This is a genomic window from Burkholderia sp. KL41, assembly GCF_057005415.2.
In genome coordinates, this window is record NZ_CM174446.1 from 405,216 (window position 1) to 427,853 (window position 22,638).

Annotated in this window: 21 protein-coding genes; 18 read left to right on the forward strand and 3 right to left on the reverse strand. The window is 67.1% G+C overall.

Annotated elements, in window-relative coordinates; translation table 11 throughout:
* Positions 1-172 precede the first annotated feature (172 nt).
* From PQB87_RS01960 to msrQ, 5 genes are all read left to right on the forward strand, one after another.
* Entirely contained in the window at positions 173-826 is a 654-nt protein-coding gene (locus tag PQB87_RS01960; RefSeq protein WP_027788576.1) for a c-type cytochrome, read from the forward strand.
* Positions 827-948: 122 nt separating this feature from the next.
* On the forward strand, positions 949-3,165 hold the full coding sequence (locus tag PQB87_RS01965; protein WP_233345698.1) for a cytochrome c biogenesis protein ResB: 2,217 nt from the start codon (positions 949-951) through the stop codon (positions 3,163-3,165).
* Between the two features lie 4 nt (positions 3,166-3,169).
* Positions 3,170-4,360, forward strand: a complete 1,191-nt coding sequence (gene ccsB / locus PQB87_RS01970; protein ID WP_021161740.1) for a c-type cytochrome biogenesis protein CcsB — start codon at positions 3,170-3,172, stop codon at positions 4,358-4,360.
* Positions 4,361-4,518: 158 nt separating this feature from the next.
* A complete protein-coding gene (gene msrP, locus PQB87_RS01975; protein WP_027788573.1) occupies positions 4,519-5,514 on the forward strand; it encodes a protein-methionine-sulfoxide reductase catalytic subunit MsrP in 996 nt (331 codons plus the stop codon).
* 20 nt (positions 5,515-5,534) lie between these two features.
* On the forward strand, positions 5,535-6,221 hold the full coding sequence (gene msrQ / locus PQB87_RS01980) for a protein-methionine-sulfoxide reductase heme-binding subunit MsrQ (protein ID WP_111943190.1): 687 nt from the start codon (positions 5,535-5,537) through the stop codon (positions 6,219-6,221).
* A 76-nt stretch (positions 6,222-6,297) separates the two neighbouring features.
* On the opposite strand, the gene lptM is transcribed toward msrQ, so the two are convergent.
* On the reverse strand, positions 6,298-6,576 hold the full coding sequence (gene lptM / locus PQB87_RS01985; protein ID WP_021161743.1) for an LPS translocon maturation chaperone LptM: 279 nt from the start codon (positions 6,574-6,576) through the stop codon (positions 6,298-6,300).
* Positions 6,577-6,612: 36 nt separating this feature from the next.
* Between lptM and cyaY the strand changes: the two genes are divergently transcribed.
* Entirely contained in the window at positions 6,613-6,939 is a 327-nt protein-coding gene (cyaY, locus tag PQB87_RS01990) for an iron donor protein CyaY (protein WP_021161744.1), read from the forward strand.
* A 79-nt stretch (positions 6,940-7,018) separates the two neighbouring features.
* On the opposite strand, the gene PQB87_RS01995 is transcribed toward cyaY, so the two are convergent.
* Positions 7,019-9,406, reverse strand: coding sequence for a penicillin-binding protein 1A (locus PQB87_RS01995; RefSeq protein ID WP_153487753.1), 2,388 nt, complete (start codon positions 9,404-9,406; stop codon positions 7,019-7,021).
* A gap of 225 nt (positions 9,407-9,631) precedes the next feature.
* Here PQB87_RS01995 and PQB87_RS02000 point away from each other — a divergent pair, with 225 nt between their 5' ends.
* The 12 genes from PQB87_RS02000 to ugpQ all read left to right on the forward strand — a co-directional run bounded on the left by PQB87_RS02000 (position 9,632) and on the right by ugpQ (position 21,740).
* Complete coding sequence (locus PQB87_RS02000) at positions 9,632-10,552, forward strand: type IV pilus biogenesis protein PilM (RefSeq protein WP_233345699.1); 921 nt, start codon at positions 9,632-9,634, stop codon at positions 10,550-10,552.
* Complete coding sequence (locus tag PQB87_RS02005; RefSeq protein ID WP_489242502.1) at positions 10,549-11,157, forward strand: fimbrial protein; 609 nt, start codon at positions 10,549-10,551, stop codon at positions 11,155-11,157. The genes PQB87_RS02000 and PQB87_RS02005 overlap by 4 nt, the downstream gene beginning before the upstream one ends.
* Positions 11,154-12,020 (forward strand): pilus assembly protein, encoded by an 867-nt coding sequence (locus tag PQB87_RS02010; RefSeq protein ID WP_301862999.1) that lies wholly within the window; start codon positions 11,154-11,156, stop codon positions 12,018-12,020. Before PQB87_RS02005 ends, PQB87_RS02010 begins: the two co-directional genes overlap by 4 nt.
* A complete protein-coding gene (locus PQB87_RS02015) occupies positions 12,017-13,660 on the forward strand; it encodes a type IV pilus secretin PilQ (RefSeq protein ID WP_301863000.1) in 1,644 nt (547 codons plus the stop codon). Before PQB87_RS02010 ends, PQB87_RS02015 begins: the two co-directional genes overlap by 4 nt.
* A 40-nt stretch (positions 13,661-13,700) precedes the next feature.
* On the forward strand, positions 13,701-14,255 hold the full coding sequence (aroK, locus tag PQB87_RS02020; RefSeq protein WP_027788566.1) for a shikimate kinase AroK: 555 nt from the start codon (positions 13,701-13,703) through the stop codon (positions 14,253-14,255).
* Positions 14,252-15,331: a 3-dehydroquinate synthase gene (aroB, locus tag PQB87_RS02025; protein WP_027788565.1), complete on the forward strand. Its 1,080-nt coding sequence runs from the start codon at positions 14,252-14,254 to the stop codon at positions 15,329-15,331. Before aroK ends, aroB begins: the two co-directional genes overlap by 4 nt.
* Positions 15,332-15,372: 41 nt before the next feature.
* On the forward strand, positions 15,373-16,581 hold the full coding sequence (locus tag PQB87_RS02030) for a deoxyguanosinetriphosphate triphosphohydrolase (protein WP_021162708.1): 1,209 nt from the start codon (positions 15,373-15,375) through the stop codon (positions 16,579-16,581).
* A gap of 90 nt (positions 16,582-16,671) precedes the next feature.
* A complete protein-coding gene (gene ugpB, locus PQB87_RS02035) occupies positions 16,672-18,006 on the forward strand; it encodes a sn-glycerol-3-phosphate ABC transporter substrate-binding protein UgpB (protein ID WP_048025746.1) in 1,335 nt (444 codons plus the stop codon).
* A gap of 96 nt (positions 18,007-18,102) precedes the next feature.
* On the forward strand, positions 18,103-18,987 hold the full coding sequence (gene ugpA / locus PQB87_RS02040) for a sn-glycerol-3-phosphate ABC transporter permease UgpA (protein ID WP_027788563.1): 885 nt from the start codon (positions 18,103-18,105) through the stop codon (positions 18,985-18,987).
* Positions 18,984-19,829 (forward strand): sn-glycerol-3-phosphate ABC transporter permease UgpE, encoded by an 846-nt coding sequence (gene ugpE, locus PQB87_RS02045; RefSeq protein ID WP_104768339.1) that lies wholly within the window; start codon positions 18,984-18,986, stop codon positions 19,827-19,829. Before ugpA ends, ugpE begins: the two co-directional genes overlap by 4 nt.
* 32 nt (positions 19,830-19,861) lie before the next feature.
* Positions 19,862-20,947: a sn-glycerol-3-phosphate import ATP-binding protein UgpC gene (locus tag PQB87_RS02050; protein WP_060233273.1), complete on the forward strand. Its 1,086-nt coding sequence runs from the start codon at positions 19,862-19,864 to the stop codon at positions 20,945-20,947.
* A 28-nt stretch (positions 20,948-20,975) separates the two neighbouring features.
* Positions 20,976-21,740 (forward strand): glycerophosphodiester phosphodiesterase, encoded by a 765-nt coding sequence (gene ugpQ / locus PQB87_RS02055; RefSeq protein WP_489242503.1) that lies wholly within the window; start codon positions 20,976-20,978, stop codon positions 21,738-21,740.
* Positions 21,741-21,904: 164 nt separating this feature from the next.
* Here the strand turns inward: ugpQ and PQB87_RS02060 are convergent, their stop codons facing one another.
* Positions 21,905-22,636, reverse strand: coding sequence for an OmpW/AlkL family protein (locus PQB87_RS02060; protein ID WP_021162706.1), 732 nt, complete (start codon positions 22,634-22,636; stop codon positions 21,905-21,907).
* Between the last annotated feature and the right edge of the window lie 2 nt (positions 22,637-22,638).

Below are 22,638 nucleotides of genomic sequence, written 5' to 3' on the forward strand. Positions count from 1 at the left end.
GGGGTAGCCCCGATAGGCGCGGGAGCTTTCAACACGATATTGTACAATACGGCGGTTTTACCGAAGGCCACCGGGCGCCTGCCTCGCGCTTTTATGTGGCTTCTGCGGTAGACTGAACGCCGTCGTTTTTTGCAGAACCTCAAATTCCCACAAGACGAAACAGGGTGTGCGAATGAATCGACTGTGCAAGTCTCTGATGGTGCTTCAGGTTGCAGCAGGGTTCGTAGGTTTCGTAGCGGAGGCAAACGCGGCGGAGGCGGCAAAGCCGGATCTCGACCGCGGCAAGGCGATTGCCGGGCAGGTGTGCGCATCGTGTCACGGTGCCGATGGCAATAGCGCGTCGGGCAGTTTCCCGAAGCTTGCCGGCCAGCATCCCGAATATCTGGTCAAGCAGTTGAACGACTTCAAGACGCAGCCGGGCGCGAAGGGGCCGGTGCGGACCAACGCGGTGATGGTCGGATTCGCGAGCGCGCTGAGCGCGGACGACATGCGCAACGTCGCCGCGTACTACGGGTCGCAGACGACGAAGCTCGGCACCGCACGCGATGCGGCGACTGTGCCGATCGGCCAGAAGATCTATCGCGGCGGCATCGCGGAGAAGGGCGTACCCGCCTGCGCGAGCTGCCACGGGCCGACAGGGCAGGGTCTCCCGGTCCAGTACCCGCGTCTGTCGGGGCAGTGGGCCGATTACACGGTCGCGCAGTTGACCGCGTTCCAGCAGGGTGCCGGCGCGCGCAACAACAACGAGGCGATGCATCAGATCGCGACGCGGCTGTCGGACAACGAGATCAAGGCCGTCGCGGATTACATCGCGGGCCTGCGTTGAGCGGTCAGCCGCGAATGAAATGACCGGACGCCCGAAGGGCGGCCGGAGTCAGAACAAGAAAAGGGTGGGGCGCCGCGCAGTCGCGGCCGCCTTGCCCTTTTTTGTTGTCAGTCGGAGTTTGAATGAGCGTTACCACGTCGGGGTTGCAGTCGAAGTCGAGTCAGGGTGCGTCGAAGCGCGCAGTCGAGCTGCTGAGCTCGATGCGCTTCGCGATTGCGTTGCTGGTGGTGCTGTCGATTGCGAGCATCATCGGCACGGTCCTGACCCAAGACGATCCGTATCCGAATTACGTGAACCAGTTCGGGCCGTTCTGGGCGGACATCTTCCGCTCGCTCGGCCTGTACAACGTGTACAGCGCGTGGTGGTTCATGCTGATCCTGATCTTCCTCGTCGTGTCGATCTCGCTGTGCGTGATCCGCAACGCGCCGAAGATGCTCGCCGATGCAAAGAGCTGGAAGGACAAGGTTCGCGAAGGCAGCCTGCGGGCTTTCCACCACAAGGCCGAGTACACGGCTTCCGGCACGCGCGCGACCGTCACGGCAACGCTCGCCACCTTCGTCACCAAGGCCGGCTACAAGCACGTCGTGCGTGAAAACGACGGCGCGACGCTGATCTCCGCGAAGCGCGGCGCGATGACCAAGTGGGGCTACATCTCCGCGCATCTCGCGATCGTCGTGATCTGTATCGGCGGCCTGCTCGACAGCAACCTGCCGATCAAATTCCAGATGTGGATGTTCGGCAAGAGCCCGGTCAACACGAGCGCGACGATCAGCGAGATCTCGCCCGACCATCGCCTGTCCGCGTCGAACCCGACGTTCCGCGGCTACGCGTGGGTGCCCGAGGGCCAGTTCGTGTCGACCGCGATCCTGAACCAGCCGAGCGGCTCGCTGATCCAGGACCTGCCGTTCTCGATCCAGCTCAACAAGTTCATCGTCGACTACTACACGACGGGCATGCCGAAACTGTTCGCGAGCGACATCGTCGTGATCGATCGCGAGACCGGCCGGAAAATCCCGGCGCGCGTCGAGGTCAACAAGCCGTTCACGTACAAGGGTGTGTCGATCTACCAGTCGAGCTTCCAGGACGGCGGCTCGCAGATGCAGATGACGGCCTATCCGATGACGGGCGGCAACGCGAAGACCTTCCCCGTGCAGGGCACGATCGGCAGTTCGGCGCCGCTGCAGATGCCGGGCGCCGACGGCGACACGATCGAGTTCGCCGATTTCCGCGCGATCAACGTCGAGAACATGGCCGACGCGAACGGCAAGCCGGACGTGCGTGGTGTGGCGACGACGAGCTCGCTGAAGGAAGTGTTCGACGAACGGCTCGGCTCCGGCGCGAAGACGTCGAAGCCGACGCAGCTCCACAACATCGGCCCGTCCGTGCAGTACAAGATTCGCGGCAAGGACGGCCAGGCGCGCGAATTCAACAACTACATGCTGCCCGTCGACATGAACGGCGAGCGCGTGTTCCTCGCCGGCGTGCGCACGAGCCCGAACGACCCGTTCCGCTACATGCGGATTCCGGCCGACAGCCAGGATTCGATCGGCGAATGGATGCACCTGCGCGCCGCGCTCGAGGATCCCTCCGTGCGCGCCGAAGCCGCCGCGCGCTTCGCGCAGCGTTCGCTGCCGGGCACCGACGCATCGCTGCGCGGCCGCCTGCAGGACAGCGCGTTGAAGGTGCTGACCCTGTTTGCGGCGAGCGACGACAGCGTCGGCCGCGGCGCCGACGGCCAGCCGATCGGCGGCTTCCAGGCCGTGGCGACGTTCATCGACCGCTCGGTGCCCAAGGCCGAGCAGGAGAAGGCCGCGAGCCTGCTGCTGCGGATGCTCGAAGGCTCGATGTGGGAGGTCTGGCAGATCGCGCGCGAGCGTGCGGGGGAGCCGGCGGCGCAGCAGGGCACCGACACGATCCGTTTCGTACAGAACGCGATCAACGCGCTATCCGACAGCTTTTTGTATGGATCGCCGGTCTATTTGCAGCTTGACTCATTCAAGCAGGTGCAAGCTTCGGTATTTCAGTTGACGCGCGCACCCGGCAAGAATCTGGTGTATCTTGGCAGCCTGCTGCTGGTCGCCGGCATCTTCTCGATGTTCTACGTGCGCGAGCGGCGCCTCTGGTTCTGGCTGAAGGACGCCGGTTCGGGCGTCGATGTGGTGATGGCAATGTCCACGGCCCGCAAGACCTTCGATTTCGAGAAAGAATACGTGCAGACGCGCGACGCGGCCGGTGCCGTCTTGCACGCCGCACCTCGCGATGTCGCGCCGGCCGGTGCGGCATCGACGGCCCGTTCGCCTGCCGGCGGCGGTTCCGATTCCGAGAATTCCACCCGGTAACATCATGGATCTCACGCAAGTTTCCTCTTCCCATCGGGCGTCGGCCCAGGCGCCGGTCACGGCACCGCTGTTCGACGATCGTCCGTTCCTCGCGCGCCTGTCGTTGCTCGACTGGCTGTTCGCACTGGCGCTCGTGGTGGGCGCGGGCTATGCGCTCGTGCACTACAACGCGCACATGGATTACTACGACAAGGCGGTGATGATCGGCACCGTGCCGGCGCTCATCGCGCTCGGCTGGCGCTGGAAGCCCGCGCGGCTGATGATGGCGTCGATCGCCGTGCTGGCGCTGCTGTCGATCCAGATCTACCAGGGCGATCTCGCGCGCGCCGATTCGGCGTTCCTCCTCAAGTACTTCCTGTCGAGCCAGTCGGCAATCCTGTGGATGAGCGCGCTGTTCGTGCTCGCGACGATCTTCTACTGGATCGGCCTGCTCGCGCGTTCGGAATCGGGCTCCGCGATCGGCCAGAAGCTCACGTGGGTTGCCGTGCTGATGGGCTTCACCGGCCTGATGGTGCGCTGGTACGAGTCCTACCTGATCGGCGCGGATGTCGGGCACATTCCGGTGTCGAACCTCTATGAAGTGTTCGTGCTGTTCAGCCTGATCACCGCGCTGCTCTATCTGTATTACGAAGGCCACTACGGGACGCGTTCGCTCGGCGCGTTCGTGCTGCTGGTGATCAGCGCGGCGGTGGGCTTCCTGATGTGGTACTCGGTCGCGCGCGATGCGCAGCAGATCCAGCCGCTCGTGCCGGCGCTGCAGAGCTGGTGGATGAAGATCCACGTGCCCGCGAACTTCATCGGCTACGGCAGCTTCGCGCTGTCGGCGATGGTGTCGGTCGCGTACCTGATGAAGGAGCGCGGCGTGCTCGCCGATCGCCTGCCGACGCTCGACGTGCTCGACGACGTGATGTACAAGTCGATCGCGGTCGGTTTCGCGTTCTTCACGATCGCGACGATCCTCGGTGCGCTGTGGGCGGCCGAGGCATGGGGCGGCTACTGGAGCTGGGACCCGAAGGAAACCTGGGCGCTGATCGTGTGGCTCAACTATGCGGCGTGGCTGCACATGCGCCTGATGAAGGGCCTGCGCGGGACGGTGGCCGCGTGGTGGGCGCTGACGGGCCTGCTCGTGACGACCTTCGCGTTCCTCGGCGTCAACATGTTCCTGTCCGGGCTGCACAGCTACGGCAAGCTGTAAGATTCCCGCTGCTCGTCCGACTATGAGACCGCCGGTGCACTGCGTGCCCGGCGGTTTTCTTTTGTAACGGACGGGCGGTCCGGCCATCGAACGGCGCAAGATGAGGCCGGTCGAACGCCCATGAAGCTGCGCGCGGCGCAGGCAGGAGGAGCAGCACGATGTGGATCAAACGCCCTTTGCTGAACGTACTGACCGGTGGCGATATCGCGCCCGGCGAAATCACGCCGCGCGCGGTCTTCGAGAACCGGCGGCGCGTGTTGCAGGCGGCCGGCCTCGCGGCGGCGGGCGGGCTGCTCGGCGGCAGCGGCGCGGCATTTGCCGCCTATGCGTCGCCCGACGCGCGGGCGGCGAAGCTCGCGGCGAAAACGAACCCGAAGTTCGTCGCGGCCGACAAGGTGACGCCGTTCAAGGACATCACGTCCTACAACAACTTCTACGAATTCGGCACCGACAAGAGCGACCCCGCGCAGAATGCGGGCACGCTGCGGCCGCGCCCGTGGCGCGTGAGCGTCGAGGGCGAGGTGCTGCATCCGAAGGTGTTCGATCTCGACGAACTGCTGAAGCTCGCGCCGCTCGAGGAGCGCGTGTACCGGTTGCGCTGCGTCGAGGGATGGTCGATGGTGATCCCGTGGATCGGCGTGCCGCTGTCCGAGCTGATCAAGCGGGTGCAGCCGACCGGCAATGCGAAATACGTGCAGTTCATCACGCTGGCCGACCCGTCGCAGATGCCCGGCCTGTCGACACCCGTGCTCGACTGGCCGTACTCGGAAGGGCTGCGGATGGACGAGGCGATGAATCCGCTGACGCTGCTGACGATGGGCGTCTACGGGCAGGTGCTGCCGAACCAGAACGGCGCGCCGGTGCGTATCGTCGTGCCGTGGAAGTACGGCTTCAAGAGCGCGAAGTCGCTCGTGAAGATTCGCTTCGTCGACAAGCAGCCGAAGACGAGCTGGAACACGTATGCGTCGAACGAGTACGGCTTTTATTCGAACGTGAACCCGAACGTCGATCATCCGCGCTGGAGCCAGGCGACCGAGCGGCGCATCGGCGAGGACGGCTTTTTCACGCCGAAGCGCAAGACGCTGATGTTCAACGGCTACGGCGACCTGGTCGCGTCGATGTATCAGGGCATGGACCTGAAGAAGAATTTCTGAGGGCGAAGGTGAGAAACGACATGCCTCCTTCGACGCTGACGCCCGCGCGTGCAGCGGGCGCCGGCCCGGCTGCACGTGCCGTGCGGGCCGGCTCTGCTCGCCCCGCTGCGCCGCGCTGGCTCGCGCCGGCCAAGGTGCTGGTATTCGCGGCAGGCCTTTATCCGCTCACGCGTCTCGTGCTGTTCGGGCTGACCGACCGGCTCGGCGCGAATCCGATCGAGTTCATCACGCGCTCGACGGGCCTCTGGACGCTCGTGATGCTGTGCGTCACGCTCGCCGTCACGCCGCTTCGGCGCATGACGGGGTTCGCCACGCTGCTGCGCTTTCGCCGCATGATCGGGCTGTTCGCGTTCTTCTATGCGACGCTGCACTTCACGACTTACCTGTGGTTCGACAAGTGGTTCGACGTCGTCGCGATCCTGAAGGACGTCGGCAAGCGCCCGTTCATCACGGTCGGTTTCGCCGCGTTCGTGCTGCTGATTCCGCTCGCGGCAACGTCGCCGCGCGCGATGGTGCGCCGGCTCGGCCGCCACTGGGCGACGCTGCACAGCGCGATCTACGCGATCGCGCTGTTCGGTGTGCTGCACTTCTGGTGGATGAGGGCCGGCAAGCACAATCTCGCGCAGCCGAGGCTGTATGCGGCGATCGTCGTCGCGCTGCTCGGCTGGCGGCTGGTTGCATGGGGATGGCGGCGCGTGCGCGCGTGACGGCGCAGCCAAAAACAAAAGGCGATGACCGGGAAGTCATCGCCTCGTTTCGCGAGCCTGCGCAGACGGCGCGTCGTTACTTCGCGACAGCCGGGCTCGATGCCGGTGCAGCCGTGGCGGATGCCCCGCTCGACAATTCGGGCGACAGCATGAGCGGCGTGCCGGACGAATCGGGCACACTGTCGGACGACGCGTTTTCATCGGTCGGCTTCACGTCCGACGGCGGTGTGTCCTGCTGCTGGAGTGGCTTGGGCAGCGGAGGCACGGTGGGCAGATAGAGCGCGCCGCTTTGACCGCAGCCGGCAAGAATCGCCAAAGCCGCTACAATCGCGCTCATCCGGAAAACGACTCGCATGATCGTCCCTGAACAATTGAACCGATAGAGTTTAGCATGTCCGATACCGAATACCTGACCCGTGCCGAGGCCGTGCTGGCGGCCGTCGAGCGTACCGTCGACGACGCCAACGACGGCGATCACGACATCGATCTGGAGCGCAACGGCAGCGTCCTGACGCTGACGTTCGAGAACGGCTCGAAGATCATCGTCAACCTGCAGCCGCCGATGAAGGAGGTGTGGATTGCCGCGAAGGCCGGCGGTTTCCATTACCGTTTCATCGACGGCGCATGGCGCGATACGCGCACGGGCACCGAGTTCTTCTCGGCGCTCACCGAATACGCGACGCAGCAGGCCGGCCTGCCGATCACGTTCAGCGCATGACGATCGGGGCCTCGCCCCGATGCGTGACCCAACGAAAAAAGCGCCCCGCGGGGCGCTTTTTTCATGTCCGGGCCGACGGTCAGTGCGCCTGGAACAGGTTCATGATGTCCTGCTTTTCCTGCTCGTCGACGTGCGGCACGGTCGCATCGACGTTTTGCGCGGCCGGTGCCTGCGGCACGCCGACCGTCGACACGAAGCCGTGACCCGGCGCGAACTCGGTGAAGTACAGCTCGCCGCCGAGCGATTCGACGCCGTCCGGCATCGTCGGCTTGAACTCGGGCACACCCTTCAGCGCGGCACCCATGTAGTCGATCCAGACGGGCAGCGAGAGGCCGCCGCCCGTTTCGCGATCGCCGAGGCTGCGCGGATTGTCGTAGCCGATCCACGCGATCGCGGCGAGCGTGTGCTGGTAGCCGGCGAACCACGCGTCGTGCGAGTCGTTCGTCGTGCCGGTCTTGCCCGCGAGGTCGGTGCGCTTCAGCACGTTGGTCCGTGCGCCCGTGCCGCGTTGCGCGACGCTCTGCAGCAGGCTGTTCATCACGTACGCGTTACGCGCGTCGATGGCGCGCGGCGCATTCTGTTCGGCGACGAGCGGCTGCGCGCGCACGACGATCGCGCCGTTCGGATCGGTGACTTCGGCGATCAGGTACGGATTGACACGGTAGCCGCCGTTCGCGAATACCGAATACGCGCCCGCCATCTGCAGCGGCGTGACCTGGCCCGCGCCGAGTGCCATCGGCAGGTACGCCGGATGGCGTTCCGCGTCGAAGCCGAAGCGCGTGATGTACTGCTGCGCGTACTTCGTGCCGATGTGGTTCAGGATCCGGATCGACACGAGGTTGCGCGAACGCTGCAGCGCGGTGCGCATCGACATCGGGCCTTCGAAGCCGCCGCCGTAGTTCTTCGGCTCCCACGGCTGGCCGCCCGTTTCGGCCGCGCTGAAATACAGCGGACCGTCGTTGATCACCGTTGCCGGCCCGAGGCCCTTGTCGAGCGACGCCGAATAGATGAACGGCTTGAACGACGAACCCGGCTGCCGCCACGCCTGCGTGACGTGGTTGAACTTGTTCTTGTTGTAGTCGAAGCCGCCGACGAGCGAGCGGATCGCGCCGTCCTGCGGGACGATCGACAGGAACGCCCCCTCGACCTGCGGCAACTGCGTGATCGACCATTTGCCGGCGTCGTTCTTCACGACGCGGACGATCGCGCCCGGGCGGATGCGGCGATTCGGCTGCGCATTGGCCGACAGCGCGCCCGACGCGAAGCGCAGGTTGTCGCCTTCGATCGTCGTATTGCTGCCGTCGATGAACGCGACCGTGATCTGGCGCGGGTTTGCGGCCGTGACGACCGCTGCAATCAGTTCGCCGTTGTCGGGGTGTTCGAGCAGCGCATCGTCGATCGCCTGTTCGCGGTCGTCGGCGCCGGCCGGCAGCTCGATGAAGCCTTCCGGCCCCCGATAGCCGTGCCGGCGTTCGTAATCCATGATGCCCTTGCGCAGCGCGGTATAGGCGACCTGCTGATCCGCGGAGTCGATCGTCGTGACGACGTTGAAGCCGCGCGTGTAGGTTTCCTCGTGGTATTGCGCGTACATCATTTGCCGGACCATTTCCGCGACGTACTCGGCGTGCACGCTGAAATCGCGGCCCGGACCCTTGACGACGAGCGGCTGCGCGACGGCCTCGTCGTACTGCTCGCGCGAGATGAAGTTCAGCTCGAGCATCCGTTGCAGGATGTATTCCTGGCGCACCTTCGCGCGCTTCGGGTTCACGACCGGGTTGTACGCGGACGGCGCCTTCGGCAGCCCCGCGAGCATCGCCGCTTCGGCGAGCGTGATGTCCTTCAGGTCCTTGCCGAAGTAGACCCGCGCGGCGCTCGCGAAGCCGTATGCGCGCTGGCCGAGATAGATCTGATTCATGTAGACCTCGAGAATCTGATCCTTCGTCAGCGCACGCTCGATCCGGTACGCGAGCAGCATCTCGTAGATCTTGCGCGTGTAGGTCTTCTCGCTCGACAGGAAGAAGTTGCGCGCAACCTGCATCGTGATCGTGCTCGCCCCCTGCGACGCATGGCCGTTCGTCAGCGCGACGAAGCCGGCGCGCACGATGCCGGTGAGGTCGACACCGCCGTGATCGTAGAACCGCGCGTCCTCGATCGCGAGGATCGCCTTCTTCAGCGAGTCGGGCACGTCCTTGAAATGGACGACGTCGCGGCGTTCTTCGCCGAATTCGCCGATCAGCACGTGATCGGACGTATAGATGCGCAGCGGCACCTTCGGGCGATAGTCGGTCAGCGCGTCGAGCGACGGCATGTTCGGCCACGCGACGACGAGCGCGTAGCCGAGCACAAGGCCGCCGGCCACGACGAGCGCCACGCACATCGTGGCGAATCCGAGCAGGACTTTTTGCCACCAGGGCCGCTTCTTCGGCTCCGGGGCGGGAGGCGGGGACGTAGGAGTCGTGGATTGCATAGGCATACCGGAAAACAGTCCCGCGATTATAGCTGCCCGGTAAGACCGGTCCTGACGCGGGGGCCGCCCGCCCTGAAGCCGCGGGCCGGCGTACTTCCAGCATAGCCCGCGCGCGGCCGTCGCGAGCGGATGCTGGCCGTTAGGCCGACTGTCGGCCCGACGCGCCGTTTTGCAGAATCAGTCTCGGAAACGCGGCGTGGGCCGCGACGATCTCGGGAGGCTGGGATGGCGGGAAGATGGCGAGCGCGGTTTGCGCAGGGCGGGCACCGGTCGACGGGAATCGACGTCGGTGCGGACGAGGTGAGGGTGGTCGTGCTGAGCCGGCGCGGCCGGGGCGCCGAGGTGTGCGTCGAGGGGCTGGAGCGGGAGCCGGTCGGGTTGGCGGGCGGTCCGGAGGATGCGCGTTGGGCGGCGGTTGCGCGGGCGCTGGCCGCGGCCGTGTCGAGACTGTCGGCGGCCGACGTGCGGTGCGGCGCGCGCGGCGTGATGGCGTTGCACGATGACGAGATGCGCACCGCGATGCTGGACCTGGCCGGGCGGGACGACATCGAGGACGCCGCGCGGCAGGCGGCCGAACGCATTTCGGGGCTCGCGCCGGACAGTCTCGCGTTCGACTGGCGGCAGGACGGCGGTGCGGGGGAGATCGAGGTTGCCGTGGCCTCGCTGGCGCTGCTCGAACGGCGGGTCGATGTGGCCGCGCAGGCTGGTGTCGATCTGACGGTGGTCGATGGCGAGTCGGCCGCAGCGCTGCGTGCGTTGCGCTATGCGGCGCAATGCGAACTCGACGCGCAGGCGGGCCCCTGCGCGGCGCTCTGGTTCCATGACTCGGGCGTGCAAGGCTGGCGAATCGACGGTCCGTCGGCCGTACCGGTGCTGACGCTGTCCGGCGCGGTGCCGGGGGTGTTTTCCGATGCATTGCGCCGGCGCGCGCTCGGGGCCGTGTGCTGTGTCCTCGTGGCCGGGGACGAGCGGTGTATCGCCCGCTTCGAAACGTCCGTCGCCGAGATCGGCGACGTGGTCGGCGCGGTTGCGGTGCCGTTCGACTGCACGGGCTGGAGCGCGCAATCGTGCCTGTCTACCGGCATGCCGGGCGGCCCGGCATTGGCTGTTGCGTTCGGGCTGGCATTGCGCGGAGTGTGGGAATGACGGCCCTCCGTGCGGAGCCGGGCGGCTTCAACCTGTTGCCGTACCGGGAGCGGCTGGCGCGGGCGTTGCGACGTCGTCGGGCCGCGCAGTGCGGTACGGCGATTCTGCTCGGCGTACTCGGCGCCGGCCTGTGGACGGGCGCCGCCGGCGGGGCGCGGTGGCGTGTGGATGCGGAGCGCGTAATTGCGGAGGCGCGGCTGCGGCAGTTGCAGCCACAGGTGGGTGCTGCGACACGCGCCGCCAATGCGGCGGCCGTCGTCGCGCAGCGCGACGCGCAGGCGGCCGCGCGTGCCGCACCTTATCGGCACGTCGCGGGGCTGCTGGCGACCCTGGCGCAGGTGCACGACGGCACGGTTCGGCTCGATGCGCTGCGCACGACGTCGGCGGGTGCCGTGCTCGATGTCCGCGCCGTGAGCTACCGGGCGGCCGCGCGATGGCTCGCTGGGATGGCGCGCGAGCAGCGTGGCTGGCGGATCGATATCGATGCGTTGAAGCCAGCCCCGGATGCACCGGTCGCTGCCGGCGGGATGCCGTTCCGGTTCTCGATCCAGTTGCGCTGGCACGACGCGATGCCGTCCCGGAAAGCATCGGGAGGCGGCGCATGACGGCGCTCGCGCATCGGCCCGCACCGCATCGCGGCGGATGGCGGAGCGGCGTGCGGCGCGTGTCGCCGGCGACTGCGCATGTCGCAGGCTGCGTGCTCGCGTTCGCGGCCGTGCTGACGGGCGGCATTCATCTGGCGAATGCCGCGGACTGGAGCGGGCTCGCGCGCAGCCGCGCGTTGCTGGCGGCGGCGCAGAAGCAAGAGGCCGACGCGCAGCGTGTTCTCGCAGCCGCTGCACGGCAACACGACGCGCATCCGGCGGCGGCCGACGGCGATCGCTCGTCGCGTGAGCCGGAATGGGCCGCGTTGATGCTGGAGCTGGCCGATCGCGCCGCGTCGAGCGGGCTGCGCGGCGTATCGATCGAACCGCTGCGCGCTGAGGGGGCAGTGCCGGAAGGGCCGCGCTCGGTGCGCATCGTCGCGGATGGCGGGTTTCGCGCGTTGCTGCAGATGGTCGGATGGCTGGCGCGTTTCCCGGTGCTGGCGGTGCCGACCACGCTGCGCGTCGAACGAGGAAGGGAGGCCGCGCGTGTGGAAATGGCGGTCGACGTGTTTCCGGGGTTACCGGCGACGACGTCCAAGGGCGGGGAGGCGCCGGTTCTGGCCGACGCGCCCGGCGCCGATCCGTTCGGCGAGGCCGGCTCGCCTGAAACGGAGGGGGCGGCTGCCCGCCTGGCCGGCACGATTCGCGACAGGCGTGCCGGTCTCGCGTTGTTCGACGACGGTGACGGCGCATTCGCTGCCTTGGTGCCCGGCGAAGCCCTCGGAGCCGCGCGGGTGGTGCGAGTCGATCCCGTCGCCGTGACGCTCGCGACGGCGGATGGTGCGTACCGAGTCGCCCTGGACGACGGGAGGCGCCCATGATGAAGCAGGGATGTCGGGCGCTCGCCGTCTGGGCCGGATTGACGGCGGCCGGTGCAAGCGCCTCGTTGCCGCCGCTGCCGGCCGTCTGGCCTGCAGCATCGACGGAGATGCCGGTGCCGGGCCTGCCGTTGCCCCAAGGCGCGGTGGACGGGGCGGAGGGCCCCGCATCTGCGGAGGCCGGCCCGCCGCCGTTCGACCAGGCGGCGCGCACGGCGCTTCAGGCGGAGGCCGCCGCCCCGGCACCCGGGCTGGAGGGGCCGCCGATCCCGTTGGCGCCGCCGGCCCGGATGGGCGACGCCGCGGCGCGGCAACCGGGCGATGCGGACGACGCACGGCGGATTTCGCTGAATCTGCAGGGAGCGGGGCTTGCGGCCGCGTTCGACGCGTTCGCGCGGTTCACCGGGCTCAATATCGTCGTCGGCGAGCAGGTGCGCGGCACCGTCACGTTACGTCTGAACAATGTCCGCTGGCGCGACGCCTTCGACACGCTGCTCGACACGCACGGGCTCGCGATGTCGCGGCGGGGTAACGTGATATGGGTCACGCCGGCGGCCGAGCTGGCGGCGCGCGAACGCGAGCGCTTCGAAATGCACGCGCGGGCCGCGGATCTGGAGCCGCTTGCGAGCCGGACGTTCGCGCTGCGTTATCCGCGCGCGCAGGACGTGCAACGGCTGCTGGCCGGCGCGACCGGCCAGCGCCTGCTGTCGAAGCGCGGCGCCGCGGCGGCGGATCCGCGGACGAACCTGCTGTTCGTCACCGATCTCGCGCCGCGCCTCGACCAGATCGCAAGCCTGATCGAGGCGATCGACCGGCCGTCGCGACAGGTCCGGATCGAGGCCCGCATCGTCGAGGGCGAGCAAGGCTTTTCGCGCAATCTCGGTGCACGTGTCGCGCTGAGGGCGCAGGCGCGGCCGCCGTCGGGCGAGAGCACCAGCGAAAGCGCCTCGTTCACGACCGGGGCGCGCAACGCGCTCGACCTTGCTGGGCGGCCGCTCGGCGGCTTCGAAGCGGCGACCGCCGGCTTCACGCTGTTTGCCGCGCCGCTCAGCCGTGTGCTCGACGTCGAACTGAGCGCGCTCGAGGCACAGGGGCGGGGCCAGATCGTTTCGAGCCCGCGCGTGGTGACCGCCGATCGCGTCAAGGCGATCGTCGAACAGGGTTCGGAGCTGCCGTACCAGGCGAAGGTGGGCAATGGCGTGAGCGGCGTGCAGTTCCGCCGGGCGACGCTCAAGCTCGAGGTCGAACCGCAGATCACGCCGGACGGGCGCGTCGTGCTCGACCTGGACGTGACGAAGGACAGCGTCGGCGAGCCGACGGCAGCCGGCCCGGCGATTCATACGAAGCACGTACAGACGCGCGTCGAGGTCGAGAACGGCGGGACGGTCGCGATCGGCGGGATCTACGAGCAACTGAACCGGAACGATGTGACGCGCGTGCCGCTCTTGGGCAAAATACCGTTTCTGGGCGCGCTTTTCCGGCACCGCGCGCAACGCGACCAGCGCAGCGAACTGGTCGTCTTCATCACGCCGACCGTCGTCGATGCGCGCTGCGATGCACGCGGCATGGGCAGCGCGGATGCCGAAAAAACGGGGCCGGAAGCCGCCGGCGCAGGCTCGACAAGGCAGCCGCTTTGCCAGTAAGCTGCGCCACACACCAGCAAGATTGAAGCAGAGGAAGCCGTTGCAAGCGCGGGACCCACATGCAAACGTATTTTTCGTCGGCCTTATGGGAGCGGGTAAGACCACCGTGGGCCGTGCGGTCGCGCGTCGTCTCGACAGGACGTTCTTCGACTCCGACCACGAAATCGAGGCCCGCACGGGCGCGCGCATTCCGGTGATCTTCGAGCTGGAGGGCGAGGCCGGGTTTCGCGATCGCGAAACGCAGGTCATCGCCGATCTCACGCAGCGCGAGAACATCGTGCTCGCGACGGGCGGCGGCGCGGTGCTGCGCCCGGAAAATCGCGACTGCCTGAAGAGCAACGGTATCGTCGTCTACCTGCGCGCGAACCCGCACGACCTGTGGCTGCGCACGCGCAAGGACAAGAACCGCCCGCTGCTGCAGACGGAAGACCCGAAAGGGCGCCTCGAAGCGCTGTATGAAGTGCGCGACCCGCTGTACCGCGAATGCGCGGATTTCGTCATCGAGACCGGCCGTCCGTCGGTCAACGGTCTCGTCAACATGGTGCTGATGCAACTCGAACTGGCGGGCGTCATCGCCAAGCCGCTACAAGCATGATTACTGTCAACGTCGACCTGGGCGACCGCGCCTATCCGATTCACATTGGCGCCGGCCTGATCGGCCGCGCCGAGCTGTTCGCACCTCACATCAAGGGTTCTTCCGTCACGATCGTCACGAACACGACGGTCGATCCGCTCTACGGCGACGCGCTGCGCGCGGCGCTCGCGCCGCTCGGCAAGCGCGTGTCGACGGTCGTGCTGCCGGACGGCGAGGCGTACAAGAACTGGGAGACGCTGAACCTGATCTTCGACGGCCTGCTGACCGACCGCGCGGACCGCAAGACGACGCTCGTCGCGCTCGGCGGCGGCGTGATCGGCGACATGACGGGCTTTGCGGCCGCATGCTACATGCGCGGCGTGCCGTTCATCCAGGTGCCGACGACGCTGCTGTCGCAGGTCGATTCGTCGGTCGGTGGCAAGACGGGCATCAACCACCCGCTCGGCAAGAACATGATCGGCGCGTTCTACCAGCCGCAGGCCGTGATCGCGGACATCGGCGCGCTGACGACGTTGCCCGACCGTGAACTGGCGGCCGGTGTCGCCGAGATCATCAAGACCGGCGCGATCGCCGATGCGGCATTCTTCGACTGGATCGAGGCGAACGTCGACGCGCTGAACCGTCGCGACCCGGCTGCGCTCGCGCACGCGGTGAAGCGCTCGTGCGAGATCAAGGCGAGCGTGGTGGCGGCCGACGAACGCGAAGGCGGCCTGCGCGCGATCCTGAACTTCGGCCACACCTTCGGTCATGCGATCGAGGCCGGGCTCGGCTACGGCGAGTGGCTGCACGGCGAGGCGGTCGGCTGCGGGATGGTGATGGCGGGCGACCTGTCGGTGCGGCTCGGCCTGCTCGACGAAGCGTCGCGGCAGCGCCTCGATGCGGTGATCGCGGCTGCGCACCTGCCGACCCGCGGGCCCGCGCTCGGCGACGCGCGCTACATGGACCTGATGCGCGTCGACAAGAAGGCGGAGGCCGGCGCGATCAAGTTCATCCTGCTGAAGCGATTCGGCGATACGTTGATCACGCAGGCGCCGGACGAAGCCGTATTCGCTACACTGGCGCAGACGACCCGCTAACGGGCGGCCCGGATGCCCGGCGCCCCTGACATGGAGGAGACGTGAGCGAGACATCCAGCAGCACACTGCCCGAAGCCGGCCGCGTATCCGCTGCGCCGGTGGCCGAGCCGCCGACACTGGCGGCGCTGGAAGCCCATCTCGCTCCATATGCCGCACACGCGTCGCAGTCGCGCGGCCGCCGCCATCCGGAAACACCACCGGCGGCGCGCACCGAATTCCAGCGCGACCGCGACCGCATCGTCCATTCGACCGCGTTTCGCCGGCTCGAATACAAGACACAAGTCTTCGTCAATCATGAAGGCGACCTGTTCCGCACGCGTCTCACGCACAGCCTCGAAGTCGCGCAGATCGCCCGCTCGGTCGCGCGCAACCTGCGCCTGAACGAGGATCTCGTCGAGGCGATCTCGCTCGCGCACGATCTAGGCCATACGCCGTTCGGCCATGCCGGGCAGGACGCGCTGAACGCCTGCATGCGCGAGCATGGCGGCTTCGAGCACAACCTGCAGAGCCTGGCGGTCGTCGACGAGCTCGAGGAGCACTACGGCGCGTTCAACGGGCTGAACCTGTGCTTCGAGACACGCGAAGGCATTCTGAAGCACTGCTCGCGCGAGAATGCGCGCAAGCTCGGCGCGCTCGGCGAGCGCTTCCTGCAGGGCCGCCAGCCGTCGCTCGAAGCGCAGCTCGCCAACATCGCGGACGAGATCGCGTACAACAACCACGACGTCGACGACGGCCTGCGTTCCGGCCTGATCACGATCGAGCAGCTCGCGGAAGTCGAGCTGTGGCAGCGCCACTACGAGGCGGCGCTCGCCGAGTTCCCGCACCTCGAAGGCCGCCGTCTCGTGCACGAGACGGTGCGCCGCATCATCAACACGCTGATCGTCGACCTGATCGACGAAACCACGCGCAATCTCGCGCGCGTCGCGCCGGCATCGCTCGACGACGTGCGCGCGGCGCCGCCGCTCGTGTCGCACAGCGAATCCGTTGCCGCCCAGGCGGCCGCCCTCAAGCGTTTCCTCTTCAAGAACCTCTATCGCCACTACAAGGTGATGCGCATGGCGAGCAAGGCGCAGCGCGTCGTCACCGGGCTGTTCGATGCGTTCATCGACGATCCGCGGTTGCTGCCGCCGCCGTACCAGTCCGACGACGCCGCGCAGCAGCCGCGCCTCGTCGCGCACTACATCGCCGGCATGACCGACCGCTTCGCGCTGAAGGAGTATCAGCGCCTGTTCGTCATCAACGACAACTGACTGTCACAAACGATCACTAGACTTCGCCGGTTCAATGGCGATGGGAATGTTGCACACGCTGTTGGTAACGTTTTCATAGGAGAAAGGTCGATGAAGAAGAAGCCTGCGGGGACACTGGTTCGTTCGATCGCGCTCGGCGGCGCGCTGATGTTCGGGGTGCAGCACGTGGCGCTCGCCGCGACGGAAATCCAGTTCTGGCATGCGATGGAGGCCGCACTCGGCGAGCGGGTCAACGCGATCGCCGACCAGTTCAACGCGTCGCAGAGCGACTACAAGATCGTGCCGGTCTTCAAGGGCACCTACGACCAGGCGCTCGCGGCCGGCATCGCGGCCTACCGCAGCGGCAATGCGCCGGCGATCCTTCAGGTCTATGAAGTCGGCACGGCCACGATGATGCAGGCGAAGAAGGCCGTCGTGCCCGTCTACGACGTGTTCAGGCAGGCCGGCGTGCCGCTCGACGAAAAGGCGTTCGTGCCGACCATCGCGAGCTACTACAGCGACGCGAAGACGGGCCATCTCGTGTCGATGCCGTTCAACAGCTCGACGCCGGTGCTGTACTACAACAAGGACGCGTTCAAGAAGGCCGGTCTCGATCCGAACCAGCCGCCGAAGACGTGGGCCGACGTGAAGGACGATGCCGAGAAACTGCGCAAGTCGGGGATGGCGTGCGGCTTCACGACCGGCTGGCAGGGCTGGATCCAGCTCGAAAACTACAGCGCGTGGCATGCACTGCCGTTCGCGAGCCGCAACAACGGCTTCGACGGTACGGACGCCGTGCTCGAATTCAACAAGCCGCAGCAGATCGCGCACGTGTCGTTCCTGCAGCAGATGGCGAAGGACGGCACGTTCACTTACGCGGGCCGCAAGGACGAAGCATCGGCGAAGTTCTACAGCGGCGACTGCGGGATCATGACGACGTCGTCGGGCGCGCTCGCGAACCTGCAGAAGTTCGCGAAGTTCAGCTTCGGCACGGGCATGATGCCGTACGACGCGAACGTGAAGGGCGCGCCGCAGAACGCGATCATCGGCGGCGCGAGCCTGTGGGTGCTGGCGGGCAAGGATCCGGCGACCTACAAGGGCGTCGCGAAATTCCTCGCGTTTCTCGCATCGCCGGCCGTCGCCGCGAAGTGGCACCAGGACACGGGTTACCTGCCGGTCACCAAGGCGGCATACGACCTGACGCGCGAACAGGGCTTCTACGCGAAGAACCCGAGCGCCGAAACCGCGATCAAGCAGATGCTGAACAAGCCGCCGCTGCCGTACACGAAGGGGCTGCGCCTGGGCAACATGCCGCAGATCCGCACGGTCGTCGACGAGGAGTTCGAACAGGTCTGGGCGCAGAAGAAATCGCCGAAGGACGCACTCGATTCGGCGGCCTCGCGCGGCAACGAGCTGCTGCGCCGCTTCGAGAAGTCGGGCAGCTGAGCGCGCATCGCGTTCGTGCCGCCGGCCGCGCCGCGCAGTGCGCGGGCCGGCCGGCGGCGCGGTTTCCTTTCCGTTTCGCCTGACCGGATATCCGCGATGCAATCCCGTTCCCGTTTCGGCACGAGCCTGCTGCCGTACCTGCTGATCGCGCCGCAACTCGCGATCACCGCCGTGTTCTTCCTGTGGCCGGCCGGCGTCGCGCTGTGGCAGTCGACGCAGATGCAGGACGCGTTCGGCACGTCGAGTGAATTCGTCGGCTTCGCGAACTTCACGCACCTGTTCGCCGATCCGCTGTATCTCGATTCGTTCCGCACGACGCTCGTGTTCAGCACGCTCGTCACGGTGAGCGGGCTCGTCGTGTCGCTGCTGCTCGCCGCGTGCGCCGACCGCGTGACCCGTGGCGCGCGCACATATCGCACGCTGTTGATCTGGCCATACGCGGTCGCGCCGACGATCGCCGCCGTGCTGTGGGCGTTCCTGTTCAATCCGAGCATCGGCCTGATCACCTATGCGCTCGCGAAGGGCGGTATCGTATGGAATCACGCGCTGAACGGCGGGCAGGCGATGTTCCTCGTCGTGCTCGCGTCGGTGTGGAAGCAGGTGAGCTACAACTTCCTGTTCTTCTACGCGGGCCTGCAGGCGATTCCGCGTTCGCTGATCGAGGCGGCGGCGATCGACGGCGCGGGGCCGGTGCGACGTTTCTTCAACCTCGTGCTGCCGCTGCTGTCGCCCACCAGTTTCTTCCTGCTCGTCGTCAACCTCGTCTATTCGTTCTTCGACACGTTCCCGGTGATCGACGCGGCCACCGGCGGCGGCCCCGCGCAGAGCACGAAGACGCTGATCTACAAGATCTACGCGGAAGGCTTCCAGGGGCTCGACATCGGCAGCTCCGGCGCGCAGTCGGTCGTGCTGATGATCATCGTCGTCGGGCTCACGGTGATCCAGTTCCGTTTCGTCGAACGCAGGGTGCAATACGCATGATCGAAAATCGCAAGGGTTTCGACCTGTTCTGCCACGCGGTGCTGATCGGGGGCGTCGTGCTGATCGTGTTCCCCGTCTACGTCGCGTTCTGTGCGGCGACGATGAGCGCGCAGGAAGTGCTCACGGTGCCGCTGTCGCTCGTGCCGAGCACGCACCTGTTCGAGAACATCGCGTATATCTGGGGCCACGGCAGCGGCGCCGCGACGGCGCCGTTCGGCCGCCTGCTCGTCAACAGCTTCGCGATGGCGCTCGGCATCTCGGTCGGCAAGATCGCGGTATCGATCCTGTCCGCTTACGCGATCGTCTATTTCCGCTTCCCGTTCCGCAACACGGCGTTCTGGCTGATCTTCGTCACGCTGATGCTGCCGGTGGAAGTGCGGATCTTCCCGACCGTGCAGGTCGTGTCGACGCTGCACCTGACGAACACCTACGCCGGGCTGACGCTGCCGCTGATCGCGTCGGCCACCGCGACGTTCCTGTTCCGGCAGTTCTTCATGACGCTGCCCGACGAACTGATGGACGCCGCGCGCATCGACGGCGCGGGGCCGATGCGCTTCTTCTGGGACGTCGTGCTGCCGCTGTCGAAGACGAGCATCGCGGCGCTGTTCGTGATCACGTTCATCTACGGCTGGAGCCAGTACCTGTGGCCGATCCTGATCACGACGGAGGCATCGCTGTCGACGGCCGTGGTGGGCATCAAGATGATGATCGCGAGCGGCGACGCCGCGACCGAATGGCAATACGTGATGGCGGCGACGCTGCTGGCGATGATTCCGCCGCTCGTCGTCGTGCTGGCGATGCAGCGCTGGTTCGTGCGCGGCCTCGTCGATTCCGAGAAATGAACCACGGACGGTAACCGGGAGAAGGACCAGGTATGGCTGCGCTGAGCTTGAAGGGCGTCAGGAAATCCTACGACGGCAAGCAGCACGTGCTGCATGGCATCGACGTGGAGATCGCCGACGGCGAATTCATCGTGCTGGTCGGCCCGTCGGGCTGCGGCAAGTCGACGCTGCTGCGGATGATCGCGGGGCTCGAGACTGTGACGGACGGCGAGATCGCGATCGGCGAGCGCGTCGTCAACACGCTGGAGCCGAAGGATCGCGACATCGCAATGGTGTTCCAGAACTATGCGCTGTATCCGCACATGACGGTCGCGCAGAACATGGGCTACGGGCTGAAGATCCGCGGGATCGAGCGCGCGACGATCGACTCGCGGGTGGCGGCGGCCGCGAAGATCCTCGAACTCGAGCCGCTGCTCGCGCGGCGCCCGCGCGAGCTGTCGGGCGGCCAGCGGCAGCGCGTCGCGATGGGGCGCGCGATCGTGCGCGAGCCGTCGGTGTTCCTGTTCGACGAGCCGTTGTCGAACCTCGACGCGAAATTGCGCGTGCAGATGCGGCTTGAGATCCAGCGGCTGCATGCGCGGCTCGCGACGACGAGCGTCTACGTGACGCACGACCAGATCGAGGCGATGACGCTCGCGCAGCGCGTGATCGTGATGAACCGCGGCTACGCGGAGCAGATCGGCGCGCCGGTCGACGTGTACGAGAAGCCGGCAACGGTGTTCGTCGCGGGCTTCATCGGCTCGCCCGCGATGAACCTGATGCACGGCCGGCTGTCGGACGACGGCGCGACGTTTACGGTCGCGGGCGGCGGCCCCGCGCTGCCGGTCGCCGGTTCGCCCGGCATCGGCGCGGCGATCGCCACCGGGCGCGACTGGGTGCTCGGCGTGCGTCCGGAGCACATGACCCCGCAGCCGGGCGTCGCGCAGGCGACGCTGCCGGTCGACTCGTGCGAGCTGCTCGGCGCGGACAACCTCGCGCACGGCCGCTGGGGTAACCACGACGTCGCGGTGCGCCTGCCGCACGCGGACCGCCCCGCGCGCGGCACGGCGCTGGCCGCCGCACTGCCCGCGCACCGGCTGCATTTCTTCGATCCGGAGACCGGCAAGCGTGCCGGCTGAACCTGCTGCACCTGCCGGGAGACCGACGATGACAACCCGTACCGACTGGCCCTATCCGCGCGTCGTCGCCCATCGCGGCGGCGGCACGCTCGCGCCGGAGAACACGCTCGCCGCGCTCGACGAGGGCGCGCGCCGTGGCCACCGGATGGTCGAATTCGACGCGAAGCTGTCGGCCGACGACGTGACGTTCCTGCTGCACGACGACACGGTCGACCGGACGTCGAACGGTCACGGGCCGGCGGCGGGCATGCGATATGAGGCGCTGGCCGCACTCGATGCCGGCGCGTGGCGCGACGCGCGCTTCGCGGGCGAGTGGATGCCGACGCTCGAGGCGGCGGCGGCGCGCTGCATCGCGCACGGGCTGGCCGCCAATGTCGAGATCAAGCCGTGCCCGGGGCGCGAGCGCGAGACCGGGCAGCGCGTGGCGGCCGACGCGGCCGCGTACTGGCGCGATGCCGCGGTGGCGCCGCTCTTGTCGTCGTTCTCGTTCGATGCGCTGCAACAGGCGCGCGCGACTTCGCCGGCGCTGCCGCGCGGGATGCTTTACGAGGCCGTGCCGGACGACTGGCATGCGCAGGTTGTCGGCGCGCTCGGCTGCGTTTCGTTGCATGCAGACCACAAACGGCTGGATGAACCGCTCGTGCGCGCGATCAAGGCGGCCGGCCTGCGCATCCTGGTTTACACGGTGAACGACCTCGAACGCGCTCGCGAACTTGCGCGCTGGGGTGTCGATGCGGTCTGCACGGACCGGATCGACCTGATTGCCCCCGATGCGCTGGACGACATCGCGTAGCGGAATGCCCCGCGCGACGGCGTGTACGGGAAGACCCTGAGACAAAAAAACGACGCCCCGGCGGGATTTTCGCCGGGGCGTTTTACATCGTGGAGACGTTACGTCAGGAAAAATCCGCTACAAATTGCAGCAGGATTAACCATTCCCCAAATATTCGACTACGCTTAGAAGCGGTAGCCGACGTTCAGGTACGTGACGATCGGGTTCAGCGAGATGTGAGCCTTCGACGTTTCGGTCAGCGTGCCGACCTGGGTCCGCTTGGCCGTCGTGAAGGTTGCGGTCACGCTCACCGGGATGTACGACATCGAGAAGCCGGCGAACCAGTGTTTCGTGAAGTTGTACGTGAAGCCGGCGTTGAAGACGGGCGCCCACTGGTTGCTGGTCTGCGCGCTGGTCGGGCCGCCGAGCACGCCGTTCTCGAACGCGCTGTTCGTGATCTTTGCGCCGGTGAACCAGATATACGAAGCGCCGATGCCGACATACGGACGGAACTTCGCGTTGGCGTCGTTGAAGTAGTACTTCAGGAGGAGCGCGGGGCTCCACTGGTACGCACGGCCGAGCGTACCGAAACGCGAGAACTGGCCCTTGCCGGTGATGTCGAACTTCGGCGGGATGCCGGCGATGAACTCGGTGGCGATGTGGTCGGTCACGAAGTAACCGGTTGCCAGTGCGAGCGTGTCGGCGTCGCTGATGCCGGCGCCGGTGTTGGGAACCGACTGGTTGATCGGCGTGCCGCCTACGCCGTACAGGAACAGCGGGTCGCTGCTGTCCTGCGGCGCAAGGTGCAGCCAGCCGGTGCTGACGTAGAAATCACCTGCGGATTGTGCATGTGCCGTACCGCCCGCAAACGTAAATGCGAGCGCTGCAGCCCCCGTAATGGCCAGTTTTCGTTTCATTG

Excerpts from the sequence above, each read along its gene's own strand:
- msrQ (WP_111943190.1), top strand. The coding sequence starts at position 5,535 with ATGCCTCCTTCGACGCTGACGCCCGCGCGTGCAGCGGGCGCCGGCCCG.
- ugpQ (WP_489242503.1), top strand. The coding sequence starts at position 20,976 with ATGACAACCCGTACCGACTGGCCCTATCCGCGCGTCGTCGCCCATCGC.
- PQB87_RS01960 (WP_027788576.1), top strand. The coding sequence starts at position 173 with ATGAATCGACTGTGCAAGTCTCTGATGGTGCTTCAGGTTGCAGCAGGG.
- ugpB (WP_048025746.1), top strand. The coding sequence starts at position 16,672 with ATGAAGAAGAAGCCTGCGGGGACACTGGTTCGTTCGATCGCGCTCGGC.
- PQB87_RS02000 (WP_233345699.1), top strand. The coding sequence starts at position 9,632 with ATGGCGGGAAGATGGCGAGCGCGGTTTGCGCAGGGCGGGCACCGGTCG.
- aroB (WP_027788565.1), top strand. The coding sequence starts at position 14,252 with ATGATTACTGTCAACGTCGACCTGGGCGACCGCGCCTATCCGATTCAC.
- PQB87_RS01995 (WP_153487753.1), bottom strand. The coding sequence starts at position 9,406 with ATGCAATCCACGACTCCTACGTCCCCGCCTCCCGCCCCGGAGCCGAAG.
- ugpE (WP_104768339.1), top strand. The coding sequence starts at position 18,984 with ATGATCGAAAATCGCAAGGGTTTCGACCTGTTCTGCCACGCGGTGCTG.
- ugpA (WP_027788563.1), top strand. The coding sequence starts at position 18,103 with ATGCAATCCCGTTCCCGTTTCGGCACGAGCCTGCTGCCGTACCTGCTG.
- PQB87_RS02060 (WP_021162706.1), bottom strand. The coding sequence starts at position 22,636 with ATGAAACGAAAACTGGCCATTACGGGGGCTGCAGCGCTCGCATTTACG.
- lptM (WP_021161743.1), bottom strand. The coding sequence starts at position 6,576 with ATGCGAGTCGTTTTCCGGATGAGCGCGATTGTAGCGGCTTTGGCGATT.
- ccsB (WP_021161740.1), top strand. The coding sequence starts at position 3,170 with ATGGATCTCACGCAAGTTTCCTCTTCCCATCGGGCGTCGGCCCAGGCG.
- PQB87_RS02010 (WP_301862999.1), top strand. The coding sequence starts at position 11,154 with ATGACGGCGCTCGCGCATCGGCCCGCACCGCATCGCGGCGGATGGCGG.
- PQB87_RS02050 (WP_060233273.1), top strand. The coding sequence starts at position 19,862 with ATGGCTGCGCTGAGCTTGAAGGGCGTCAGGAAATCCTACGACGGCAAG.
- PQB87_RS02005 (WP_489242502.1), top strand. The coding sequence starts at position 10,549 with ATGACGGCCCTCCGTGCGGAGCCGGGCGGCTTCAACCTGTTGCCGTAC.
- cyaY (WP_021161744.1), top strand. The coding sequence starts at position 6,613 with ATGTCCGATACCGAATACCTGACCCGTGCCGAGGCCGTGCTGGCGGCC.
- msrP (WP_027788573.1), top strand. The coding sequence starts at position 4,519 with ATGTGGATCAAACGCCCTTTGCTGAACGTACTGACCGGTGGCGATATC.
- PQB87_RS02015 (WP_301863000.1), top strand. The coding sequence starts at position 12,017 with ATGATGAAGCAGGGATGTCGGGCGCTCGCCGTCTGGGCCGGATTGACG.
- PQB87_RS01965 (WP_233345698.1), top strand. The coding sequence starts at position 949 with ATGAGCGTTACCACGTCGGGGTTGCAGTCGAAGTCGAGTCAGGGTGCG.